At 45.1% G+C, this 12,382-nt stretch carries 8 protein-coding genes; 5 read left to right on the top strand and 3 right to left on the bottom strand.

All coding sequences use genetic code 11. The annotated features are described in order from the left end of the window. The first annotated feature begins 120 nt into the window (after positions 1 to 120). Positions 121 to 927, top strand: coding sequence for an AraC family transcriptional regulator (locus BACPLE_RS05665; RefSeq protein ID WP_007559740.1), 807 nt, complete (start codon positions 121 to 123; stop codon positions 925 to 927). 66 nt (positions 928 to 993) lie between these two features. Here BACPLE_RS05665 and BACPLE_RS05660 read toward each other — a convergent pair whose 3' ends face one another. Then, the gene (locus BACPLE_RS05660) at positions 994 to 1,965 is read right to left on the bottom strand and encodes a type I phosphomannose isomerase catalytic subunit (RefSeq protein WP_007559739.1); all 972 of its coding nucleotides are present in this window, start codon (positions 1,963 to 1,965) and stop codon (positions 994 to 996) included. A 205-nt stretch (positions 1,966 to 2,170) separates the two neighbouring features. Between BACPLE_RS05660 and BACPLE_RS05655 the strand changes: the two genes are divergently transcribed. Both BACPLE_RS05655 and BACPLE_RS05650 read left to right on the top strand, forming a co-directional pair. After that, a complete protein-coding gene (locus tag BACPLE_RS05655) occupies positions 2,171 to 4,861 on the top strand; it encodes a TonB-dependent receptor (RefSeq protein WP_040312479.1) in 2,691 nt (896 codons plus the stop codon). A gap of 282 nt (positions 4,862 to 5,143) precedes the next feature. Next, positions 5,144 to 6,202 carry a hypothetical protein gene (locus tag BACPLE_RS05650; protein WP_394357918.1) on the top strand — a complete coding sequence of 353 codons (1,059 nt, stop codon included), beginning with the start codon at positions 5,144 to 5,146 and terminating at the stop codon, positions 6,200 to 6,202. Between the two features lie 65 nt (positions 6,203 to 6,267). Here BACPLE_RS05650 and BACPLE_RS05645 read toward each other — a convergent pair whose 3' ends face one another. Then, positions 6,268 to 7,026 (bottom strand): YaaA family protein, encoded by a 759-nt coding sequence (locus BACPLE_RS05645; RefSeq protein WP_007559735.1) that lies wholly within the window; start codon positions 7,024 to 7,026, stop codon positions 6,268 to 6,270. 113 nt (positions 7,027 to 7,139) lie between these two features. On the opposite strand from BACPLE_RS05645, the gene BACPLE_RS05640 reads away from it, so the two are divergent. Beyond that, complete coding sequence (locus BACPLE_RS05640) at positions 7,140 to 7,658, top strand: TlpA family protein disulfide reductase (RefSeq protein ID WP_040312478.1); 519 nt, start codon at positions 7,140 to 7,142, stop codon at positions 7,656 to 7,658. 165 nt (positions 7,659 to 7,823) lie between these two features. Here BACPLE_RS05640 and carB read toward each other — a convergent pair whose 3' ends face one another. Beyond that, positions 7,824 to 11,048, bottom strand: a complete 3,225-nt coding sequence (carB, locus tag BACPLE_RS05635; protein WP_007559734.1) for a carbamoyl-phosphate synthase (glutamine-hydrolyzing) large subunit — start codon at positions 11,046 to 11,048, stop codon at positions 7,824 to 7,826. A gap of 239 nt (positions 11,049 to 11,287) precedes the next feature. Here carB and trpS point away from each other — a divergent pair, with 239 nt between their 5' ends. Further along, the gene (trpS, locus tag BACPLE_RS05630) at positions 11,288 to 12,382 is read left to right on the top strand and encodes a tryptophan--tRNA ligase (protein WP_007559732.1); all 1,095 of its coding nucleotides are present in this window, start codon (positions 11,288 to 11,290) and stop codon (positions 12,380 to 12,382) included.

The following is a 12,382-nucleotide window of genomic DNA, read 5'->3' as shown; positions in this document are numbered from 1 at the left end:
TCTTTTTGTGTTGAAAATACCTTTAGCCATTTTATTTGGCTGTGCAAAATTAAACCATTATTTTTAGGCTGAATTTGCGGTTTATGCAAAAAGATTACCATTTTAAGCCATCCTCAGAGAATGAATCAGGAACAGGAAAGTTATATTTCGCTGATAAAGCAGACGAGTAAGGAGACCATCCGCATCAAGAAAACCGGATGGGAAGAAATTAAACTGCCGGGTCATGCACATGAAAAGTGCCAGATTATCTATACCCTTTCCGGCACGTTGCATGTACAGATAGGTTCCACAAGCTATTTTGTGCCAGAGAAGCACATCGCCTGGATACCCGGCAGTACGGAGCATGAGTTGTCCAGCAAGAACCGGCAGGTGTCATTGGTTATTTTCTATCTGTCGATGGATGCGGATGACAAGGATACTGCCTTGAAGGAATTTTCCATTTATCACACCAACTCCTTCATTGCAGAGAACTTGAAATTTATTGCTTCCAAGGGAACGGAGATAGAACAGGCTGATTCCCCCGATTTGTATACTTTTGCACTCAGCTTTTTCAAACTGCTGCCTTCCATCAGCCAGGATATGGGATTCTTGTTGAAGATGCTGGCCATTCCTAATGATGCACGTTTGCATCCTATTCTGGCCTATCTGCAGGAGCATTTGCATGAGAATTTGAAGATGCCGCAACTGGCTGCCCATTTCGGATTCTCTGTGCGTAACCTGAGCCGTTTGTTCAATGAGTCGGGCATACGTTTCAGCTATTATGTGAACAATCTGAGAATCATGCGGGCTATCGAGCTTTTTGCCGATGGAGGAAGAACCATGCAGCAGATTGCATACGAAGTAGGTTTTGCCACTCCCAACCATTTCAATCGTGTGTTCCGCCAGATTACGGGCGTATCACCTAATGCTTTTGTAAAAAATGACTGAGTCCCTTTCTCTGCCTGAAACAGGACAAAAGAAAAGGACTCAGCAATGAGTATAAATCAAATCAGATTATACGTAAGTTTCCAGGAAAGATACTTCTCCTTCCGGTACAACTTCCAGGTTCTGGGTAGTAGCCGGGAACAATACTGATTCACCTGCTTTTACGCTGATGCGGTTGCCTTCGTTGTCAGTAACGGTACAGGCTCCCTTCATGCAGATGTAAATAACAAACGAATCCAGTTCGCTATAGTCCATGTTCATGGTTTCTGTCAGGTTATAAACAGAAGTAGTGAAGTACGGACAACTTACCAGTTCCACCGGTTCGTCTTTACGCGATTCATAGTGCGTACGATAATCATCAGATACAGTATAGTCGATGGCATCTTTTGAGAGTTCCGTATGCAGTTCACGCAGGTTGCCGTTCTTATCTCTGCGGTTGAAGTCATAAATACGGTACGTGATGTTGGAAGTCTGCTGTATTTCTGCCAGGAAACATCCGGCTCCGATGCTGTGGATACGTCCTGCCGGCAAGAAGAATACATCACCAGGCTGTACGTCATACTTGTCGAGGGCATCGCAAATCGTATTGTTTTCAATCATGTCGGCATATTCCTGCGGAGTAATCTGTTTTTTCAGACCAGAGTACAGGTGTGCCTGTCCGCCGGTATTGTCGATGATATACCACATTTCTGTTTTACCCATAGACTGGTGGCGCTTCATGGCCAGTTCATCGTCAGGGTGTACCTGAATAGACAAATCCTGCTTGGCGTCAATAAACTTGATAAGCAAAGGGAACTTGCCCTGGAATCGCTTGTAGTTTTCTTCTCCTACCAGCTTTCCTTTATATTCTTCCATCAGCTGAGTCAGGTTCTTGCCGGCATCTGCACCTTCTGCTACTACAGATTCGTCGCCCGGTACATCTGAGATTTCCCAGCTTTCGCCCACTTGTTCCTGCTGACAGTCCAGTTGTTTAAAAGGAATAATACGCTCTCCTCCCCAAAGGGTCGATTTTAAAATAGGTTTGAATTTCAAAGGATACATAATCTTATTTATTTTGGTCTGTACAAAAATAGGAAAAACTATGATTCCACCTTATATAATTAGAGGAGAAAAAAAGAAAATGAAGGTTTTTTGAAGAGAAATACAAACGTAATCTTCGTGTTAATGAAATGTATATCCCATGAAGTCTTGCTGTAACATAAACACCCCATCTTTGCAACGGAAAAAAGAAATGCATGAATAGATTATGAGATTAGGTTTTAAGGAGATTGTTTTTGTTTCCAGTTTCTTAACTTGTTCTACTATGCCGATGGTAGCAGAGACTATAAAGGGTACCATTGTAGACAAGCAGACTAAAGAACCCTTGACGGGAGCTACCATACAAGTGCTTGGAAGTACAGTAGGGGCTGTGGCCGATCTTGATGGAAATTATACTTTAGATGTTCCCGGCGGTGTGTATGAGCTGGTAGTGAAATATGTGGGATACACCGACATTAAAACTGGAGGTGTAAAAGCAAAAGGCAAAGATGTGGTGCTGAACTTTGAGATGGAAAGCGATGCACAGGCCTTGAGTGAAGTCTCCGTTGTTGCACGTAAAAACCTGGAAGGTGAACGTGCGTTGAGCATGGAACGCCAGAAAGCCACTGTAGCCATTGAAAACCTTGGGGCGAAAGAAATGAGCGTGAAAGGTATTAGCAATGTGCAGGAAGGTGTGAAAAAAATAACTGGTATCTCGATTGCCAGTGCAGGACAGTTGATTGTGCGCGGATTGGGCGACCGTTATAGTACGACTACTTTGAACGGACTGCCGATTGCTTCCCCGAATCCGGATAACAAACTGATTCCTTTGGATTTGTTTCCTTCAAGTACGGTACGAAACATAACGGTAAGTAAGGTATATGAAGCAGGAACATTCGCAGATTATTCAGGAGCACATATCGACATCAGTACCAAAGAAAATACGGGAAAGGACTTTTTCTCCATCGGTTTCAATACGGGAGGCCGGTTCAATACAATTTTCCAGGACTTCTATAAAATGGATCAGCAATATTCCTTGTTCCGTAATCCGGGCATTAATCAGAAGTACATTGATATGCCTAAAGCGGACTTTTCTACTGCCATTACAAAGGAAAATCCTTTTCATACAACTTTCGATGTGAATAAGAGTATAAGTCTTCCGGAATTTGGCGGTAATATAGCCGGTGGAAAGAACTGGGATGTGAATGGACAGAATCTGAGTCTGTTGGCCGCGTTAAGTGCAAGCAATACCAATGAAACCACAAAAGATGCTTTTTATCGTACCCTTGAGGCCGGAGGTACTACCCTCGACCGCTTTAATTACGACAGTTACCGTCAGGAACTGAAACTGGCTGGTCTTGGTAACCTGGCTTATACGCTGAGAGATGCTGACCGCATAGGATATACCTTCTTTTATGCACGTAATGCGGAGAATACCTACATGTTGCGACAAGGAGAAGACTATGAAGACAATGAACTGATAGGTAACAACTCTGTGACTCATATTTATACTCTTCAAAATCATCAGTTGAACGGACACCATGAGTTTGGAAAACAGTGGGACTTGAACTGGAGCGGTTCGTACAGCAAGACTTCCAGTGAAGAACCAGACCGCAGACAGGTGATGTTTGAAAAGGCAGGTAACTCTCTGGAACTGTTCGACCTGAACAAGCAGGAGAATATGCGTTATTTCGGCTCGCTGAATGAAGAAGAATGGGTGGGCGATTTGCGAAGCTCTTATCGTTATGGAGACAATAACCTGATACGTATGGGAGCTACTTACAAAGACAAGAGCCGTACGTTCCGTTCTACACGTTTCTACTATGATGTAAGCCGTTTCAATCCTGAAATAGAGGATATTTACCAGACTTCCAGCTTTATGGGGTATGACCATATTGCCAATGGAGACATTTCTATAATCCGTGACCAGCAGCCGAAAGACCAGTATGATGCCGGACATTCCATTTATGCCGGATTTATTGATGCGGAATATTACCCGACAGCCAATTTCCTGGTGAACATAGGAGTACGTTATGAATACAGCCACCAGTGGGTAAATTATGCGACTGACGGAGGTGAAGCCAAACGGAATGAGGTGAACTGTCATGATTTCTTCCCGGCATTAAACTTGAAATATACCGTGAACGATGCCAACAGTCTGCGCTTCTCGTTCTCACGTACGGTAACTCGTCCGTCATTTATCGAAATGGCTCCTTTCCTCTATCAGGAATCGTATGGAGCAGCCATGATTCGAGGTAATGCAGAATTGAAGAACGGATATAACTACAATATCGACTTACGTTACGAACGCTTCGACCAGCAGAACAGCAACAATATGTTCTCTATTACGGGTTATGCAAAAATCCTGGAAGACCCGATTGAACGTACACAGACCTTGTCGGGTGGTGCGGCTGTTCACTCTTTCCAGAATGCAGATACAGGTGTGGCTGCCGGAGTGGAAGTGGAATTCCGCAGAGAACTGTTCCGCGACTTCCGCGTAGGAGCCAACGCTTCTTACATGTACACCAACGTACAATTGCCGGAAGGTGGAGCCTATACCAACGCACAGCGTTCCCTGCAGGGAGCTTCTCCTTACCTGGTGAATGCGGATATCAGCTATGCGCCTAAGTTTAAGAACGATACACAGTTGACTGCTACGCTGCTCTATAACCTGCAAGGGCCACGCATTCATGCGGTAGGTATCTCCGGATTGGGCGATGTGAAACAGGAGGATTTACATACACTGGATTTCGTGGCTACTTACAAACTGAATGACCACTGGAACTTTAAGTTGCAGATGACCGACTTGCTGAATCAGGACATCGTATTCAAGCAGGAAGTGAAAGACGGCAGAAAACTGGAAGTGGAACGCTACGGAAGAGGAACTGCTTTTGAATTAGGTTTTAGCTATACATTATAAAAATTCATAAAGGGAAAAATTGAACACTATTCTAAACTTTTTATTAACGAGAAAAGTATGAAAACAATGAACTTGAAATTTATGTCGATGGCCGCAATCGCTGCTATGACTTTGTGTACTGCTTGTAGTGAAGATGACAACACTCCGAATCCGGAACCTCCTGTTGCAGATGCGTATTCTTCAGAGTTGTTCTTGGCTGCAGCAAACAATAACGCAATCAATTATAATTTCAGCAATACATTTACAAACAAATTTGTCGGTACGATTGACGGTGGAGCCGACATGACGAAGGTAGATAATTTCTTTGAAGCAGCTGCTTATCGTGGTGCAGTTCCAGCTAATAATGACTGGACAGCCGGATGGATTCGTACAAGCGGCAACGGTGATGAAACAAGTACCAATGCTGAAGAAATTCTGCAAGGCGAACTGACTGCCAATAAAACTTTATTGAAGAATAAAGTATATGCACTTAGCGGTGAATATATTGTGAAGACTGGCGCTACACTGACTATTGAAGAAGGTGTGAAAATTGTTGCCATGACTGACGATGAGTCTGTAGACTATATTTTGGTACAGCAGGGGGCTAAAATCGAGGCTGTAGGAACAAAAGAAAATCCGATTATCATGACTTCAGACAAGAAGGAATCTGGTGCATGGGGCGGTTTGCACATCTGCGGTAAAGCTCATACCAATGCAGAAGGTGGTACCGGTAAATCAGAAATCGGTGATGCAGCTTATGGAGGTTCTGCTGACAATGATAACTCTGGTACACTGAAATATATTCGTCTGGAAAATACGGGATATGCATTGGACTCTGAACATGAAGCAAACGGTATTTCTTTCTATGGCGTAGGTAACGGTACTACAGTAGAATACGTACAGGCTTACAATGGTTCTGACGACGGTTTTGAATTCTTCGGTGGTAGCGTTGACGTGAAACACATGGTAGTTACCAACTGTAGTGATGACTCTTTCGACTGGACTGAAGGATGGAACGGACGCGGCCAGTTCCTGGTGGCTTATCAGGAAGCAAAGGAAACACTCGGATTTGATTGCGACTGTTTGATGGAATGCGATAACAACGGTAAGAACTTTGCAGCCACTCCGGTAGCTTGTCCTACTTTGGCTAACCTGACCTTGATTGGTAACGGTGGTGAGAAACAGGGGGTTCGCTTGCGTGCCGGTACACAAGTGAAGATGTACAATGCCCTGATTTCTGGTAAGGGAAAATGCTTGACAACTGAAACTACAGAAACAGAAAAGGCATTGGTAGACGGTACTTCAGTATTGAACTACGTAACTTTGGCTACGGATATTGAATGTAACGGTGCTGAAGAATAAGAAATAGATTTCATTTGATTGATGGCGGTCTGTCGGGAGAAATGGCTCGGCAGACCGCTCCTTTTTTATTGGAGAATGAAATGCATTTTTCCGTCTTCTTCTCCGTGATAGGAAAATCCTTCCCATTCAAAGTCTTTCAGTTGTTCCGGATGTGCTATCCGGTTTTTCAGGATGAAACGGGTCATCTCGCCCCGACACATCTTGGCGTAGATAACTACCGTGGTAGGTTTCCCGTTTTTCAGGGTGTAGAACTCGGGTGTAATGACCTGTACTTCCCGACAGACTTTTTCCCAGTCGAACAAGTCTTTCATTTCACTGCTGGCCAGGTTGACAAGAATGCCTCCTTGTTGCCGGATGGCATCAATGAAATAGTCTGTCAGCAAAGGACGCCAGTATTCAAACATGGTTTTCCGCTCGTGTTCCGGTAAGCGTACACTGCCTTCCAAGCGGTAATTCTGAATACTGTCCAGCGGGCGGAGTAATCCGTATAAGAAAGAGGTAATCAACAAATGTTGCTGGGCATACCGGAAGTCTTCTGCGGTAAAGTCTGCCGGATGGATGCGCTTGAACACGATGCCTGTGTAGGCCAGAAGAGCCGGCAGGGCAGGAGTCTCCGGTGAAAGGAACTCGTGGTAGCGCAGATAGTTTTCGGCTGCTAACTTCGGATTCACTTTCAGCATCTGGGCCAGTTCTTCGGCAGTAAATTGAGTCATGTACAAGGCGTTTTCGCGGGCCTCTTTCAAAAAATGAGGGGTACTGGTTTCTGGATATGGAGTTTTGCTACGTGCGGTCATGGTTTTGGCACACGAGATAAATGTCATCATACGCGCTCTTGTTTTTCGTTAAAACTATTTACAAAGATAGACTCCTTGGCGGATTTTCCAGCGGTTTACGGTATATTTGTCAGGGTTTAACATTTTATAGAAAGGAAAGAACAATGAAAAATTTACGGATTTGGAGTCTTTTGTGTCTGATTTGGATGGGCGTATTGGCTGCTTCTGCACAAGACACCGGGAAAGAAAAAATCAGTTTGGGTGATGCCATGCCTGCCATTACCCTGAATTCGGAAATATATGGTAAAGTAACCCCAGCCGACCTGAAGGGAAAAGTGGTGCTGGTCAGCTTGTTTGCTACGTGGTGCGGACCTTGTCAGATAGAACTGGCAGAAGTTCAGAAGACCTTGTGGCCGAAATATAAGGATAATAAGGACTTCAAGTTGTTAGTTATCGGCCGGGAGCATACGGATGCAGAACTGAAAAAATACAATGAACGGAAGAAATTCAGTTTCCCGCTCTATCCGGATCCTAAACGGGAAGTCTTCTCTCTTTTTGCCGACCAGACAATCCCCAGAGCGTATCTGTTCGGAAAAGACGGTAAGCTGATTCATGCTTCCATAGGCTATACAAAGGCTGAATTTCAAGAACTTATGGCTGATATTGAAGCCGCTTTGAAATAAGAAAAAGGTATATGAAAAAAACGTCCTTGCGTTTAAGGGAAAACGCAAGGACGTTTTAGTGGAAACGCAAGTGCATTTTACTTCAAACGCACTTGCGTTTTAATCTAAACGTCAAAGCGTTTTTTTAAGCGCTTTGACGTTCTTATTTTCTACCATTGGTATACCTTATTTATATTCCTGCCAACTCTTGATCTGGATTTCATTCTGGTTCATGTGGCAGAATGCTTCGATGAACGCTTTGGCCAGACGGGCATTGGTAATCAGCGGAATGTTGTGGTCGATGGCACCACGACGGATGCGGTAACCGTTGGTCAGTTCCCGTTTGGTGTGGTTTTTCGGGATGTTGACAATCAAGTCGAACTTATGTTCCGCAATCATCTTCATCACATTGTTTTCTGCATTCGGACGTTCATCCGGCCAGAACACCGGAGTGGTGGTGATGCCGTGAGAGTTCAGGAAGGCAGCTGTACCGGCTGTAGCATAGATGTTGTATCCTTTCTGGTGAAGCATCTGGCTGGCATCCAGCAAATCGACTTTCGACTTGGTGGCACCGGAAGAGAACAGAACGGACTGTTTCGGAATCTTGTAGCCGGTTGCAATCAAGGCATTCAACAATGCTTCATCGAAGTCGTCTCCCAAGCAACCTACTTCACCGGTAGATGACATGTCTACTCCCAGTACCGGGTCGGCATTCTGCAGACGGGCGAATGAGAACTGAGAAGCTTTTACCCCAATCCAGTCGATGTCAAACGCCAGCTTGTCAGGACGTACGTAAGGAGCATCCAGCATGATGCGGGTAGCCGTTTCGATAAAGTTGCGTTTCAATACTTTTGATACGAACGGGAAGCTACGTGAAGCACGCAGGTTACATTCGATTACTTTTACATCGTTGTTCTTAGCCAGGAACTGGATGTTGAACGGACCGGAGATATTGAGTTCTTTGGCAATCTTGCGACTGATTTTCTTAATCTGGCGGGCAGTAGCAAAATAGATGTGCTGTGCCGGGAAGACAAGTGTCGCATCACCAGAGTGTACACCGGCAAATTCGATGTGTTCTGAAATAGCATATTCTACGATTTCACCGTTCTGTGCCACGGCATCGAATTCTATTTCCTTGGTTTCCTGCATGAATTGTGATACAACTACCGGATATTCTTTTGATACCTCGCTGGCCATTTGCAGGAAGCGTTCCAGTTCTTCCTGGTCGTAGCATACGTTCATGGCTGCACCACTCAGTACGTATGACGGACGAACCAGTACCGGATAACCCACTTTCTTGACAAAGTCTTTCACATCGTCCAGGCTGGTCAGTTCCTGCCAAGCCGGCTGGTCGATGCCCAACTGGTCAAGCATGGCTGAGAACTTGTTACGGTTTTCAGCACGGTCAATAGAAATCGGAGAAGTACCGAGTACCGGCACAGCCTGACGGTAAAGTTTCATGGCCAGGTTGTTCGGAATCTGACCACCTACGGAAACGATGACGCCGCGCGGCTGTTCCAAATCAATCACGTCGAGTACGCGTTCGAATGACAACTCGTCGAAATACAGGCGGTCGCACACGTCGTAGTCAGTAGAAACCGTTTCCGGATTGTAGTTAATCATGATAGACTTGTAGCCTAACTTGCGGGCTGTCTGGATGGCATTTACCGAACACCAGTCAAATTCTACAGATGAACCGATGCGGTAAGCTCCTGAACCCAGCACGATGACTGACTTTTCATTCTTATAATAGTTTACATCGTATCCTTCTACGGCATACGTCATGTACAAGTAGTTGGTTAGTTCCGGATGTTCGGAAGCTACGGTATTGATGCGTTTTACGGCCGGAAGGATACCTAATTTCTTACGGTAAGAACGAACGGCCAGATTTTCCTTTTCCATGTTACCCTGCTGAGGCTTCAGTACGAAGCGGGCAATCTGGAAGTCAGAGAATCCCATCACTTTGGCTTCACGAAGTACCTCTGCCGGAAGTTCTTCGAGCGAGTTGTAGGTTGACAGTTTATGTTTGTAGTCTACAATATTTTTCAGTTTGCCGATAAACCACGGGTCAATTTTGGTCAGTTCATAGATGCGTTCGATAGAGTAACCTTCTTCCAATGCCTGTGCAATGGCAAAGATACGCAAGTCAGTCGGATTGGCCAGTTCATCATCCAGGTTGGTGAAGCGGGTGTGGTCATTGCCCACAAATCCGTGCATGCCCTGTCCGATCATACGCAGACCTTTCTGGATGATTTCTTCAAACGTACGTCCGATAGACATGATTTCACCCACAGACTTCATGCTTGAACCGATGCGGTGAGAAACTCCGGCAAACTTGTTGAGGTCCCAACGCGGAATCTTGCAAATCAGGTAATCCAGTTGCGGAGCTACGTAAGCAGAGTTCGGTGTACCCATTTCTCCGATTTCATCCAAAGTATAACCCAAGGCAATCTTGGCAGCTACGAAAGCCAGTGGATAACCGGTTGCTTTGGAAGCCAGTGCAGAAGAACGGCTCAGGCGGGCATTTACCTCGATGATACGGTAGTCGTTGGTTTCCGCATTGAACGCATACTGAATGTTACATTCACCCACAATGTTCAAATGACGGATACATTGTTTGGACAAATCCTGCAACATGGTTACCTGTTCTTCGCTTAGTGAGCAGGTAGGAGCCACTACGATAGATTCACCGGTATGAATACCCAGCGGGTCGAAGTTTTCCATGCTGGCCACGGTGAAACAGTGGTCGTTGGCATCGCGAATCACTTCGAATTCAATTTCTTTCCAGCCTTTCAGTGATTCTTCCACCAGAATCTGTGGAGAGAAGGTAAAGGCACTTTCAGCCAGTTCTATGAATTTTTCTTCATCGGGGCAGATACCACTTCCCAATCCTCCTAATGCGTAAGCCGAACGGATCATCACCGGATAGCCGATGGTACGTGCTGCTTCCAGTGCGTCTTTCATGTTTTCTACCGCACGGCTGACCGGAGTCTTCAGAGATTTCTCGTTTAACTTCTTGACAAAGAGGTCGCGGTCTTCTGTATACATAATGGCGTCTACGGAAGTTCCTAATACTTCCACGCCGTATTCTTTCAATATACCTTTCTGGTAAAGTTCCGTACCGCAGTTCAGGGCCGTTTGTCCTCCAAAGGCCAGCAGAATGCCGTCCGGATGTTCTTTCTTAATAATCTCAGTTACAAAATAAGGTGTAACGGGCAGGAAATATACTTGGTCGGCAATTCCTTCCGAAGTTTGAATAGTAGCAATATTAGGGTTGATAAGTACCGAGCGGATGCCTTCTTCGCGTAAGGCTTTCAGTGCTTGTGAACCTGAGTAGTCGAATTCTCCGGCTTGCCCGATTTTCAGTGCGCCTGATCCGAGAACCAGGACTTTTTTGAGTTCTTTCTTCATGGTTATAGATAATTTGTTGTGGTATCGTTAAAGGTAGTCCCTGTCAGGCAGATGGTTGTCTGTTGAGACCTCTTGCAAAGAAACGATTTATTTTGAAGAAAACAAAGGATTTATATATCTTTAGAGAAGATAGGATGCGGTTCGAAAGCTCTTTCACTCAAAAGCAAGCTTTTGGCTTGGAGCTTCGCTCACCTTTCGCTATCTTTGCTGCAATTTAAAAATGAACAATAGCTTATATTATGAAAAAGGAAAAGATTATCTTGACCGGTGACCGTCCGACCGGAAAATTACATATCGGCCACTATGTAGGTTCATTGCGCCGACGTGTGGAATTGCAGAATTCGGGTTTGTATGATAAGATATTTGTGTTCGAAGCCGACGGACAGGCTTTGACGGATAACATTGAGAACCCGGAGAAAGTACGTCAGAACGTGATTGAGGTGGCTTTGGATTACTTGGCTGCCGGACTTGACCCTGCAAAGTCAACCATCTTTATTCAGTCACAGATTCCGGAACTCTATGAATTGAGCTTCTATTTTATGGATTTGGTAACCGTATCGCGCTTGCAGCGTAATCCTACAGTGAAGACTGAAATCCAGATGCGCAACTTCGAAACAAGTATTCCGGTAGGTTTCTTCACTTATCCTATCAGCCAGGCTGCCGATATTGCGGCATTCAAGGCAACTACCGTTCCGGTGGGAGAAGACCAGGAACCGATGATTGAACAGACACGTGAGATTGTACGCCGTTTCAACCATATCTATGGCGAAACACTGGTAGAACCGGAAATCCTTCTTCCGGACAATGCGGCTTGTCTGCGTTTGCCGGGTACGGACGGAAAGGCGAAGATGAGTAAGTCGCTGGGCAACTGTATCTATTTGTCTGATTCGGCAGATGAGGTATTGAAGAAAGTGAAGAGTATGTATACAGACCCGACACATATCAAGGTAAGCGATCCGGGCAAACTGGAAGGTAACTGTGTGTTCACTTACCTGGATGCTTTCTGCCAGACAGAACATTTTGGACGTTATTTGCCGGAATATGCTAACCTGGACGAACTGAAAGCACATTACACTCGCGGTGGATTGGGTGATATGAAGGTGAAGAAGTTCCTGGGAGCTGTGATGGAAGAGGTGTTGGAACCGATCCGTACACGTCGTAAGGAATTTGAAAAAGACATTCCTGCCGTATATGATATGTTGAAGAAAGGTTGTGAAGTGGCTCGTGAAGCTGCCGCTCAGACCATGGATGAAGTGCGCCGTGCCATGAAAATCAACTATTTTGAAGATGCGGCATTGATTGAAGAGCAGGCAAAGCGCTTCTCAGAACAATAA

The sequence above is a fragment of the Phocaeicola plebeius DSM 17135 genome (assembly GCF_000187895.1).
Lineage (GTDB): Bacteria > Bacteroidota > Bacteroidia > Bacteroidales > Bacteroidaceae > Phocaeicola > Phocaeicola plebeius.
Note: the sequence above shows the minus strand (reverse complement) of the source record. Positions and strands in the feature narration are given on the sequence as shown.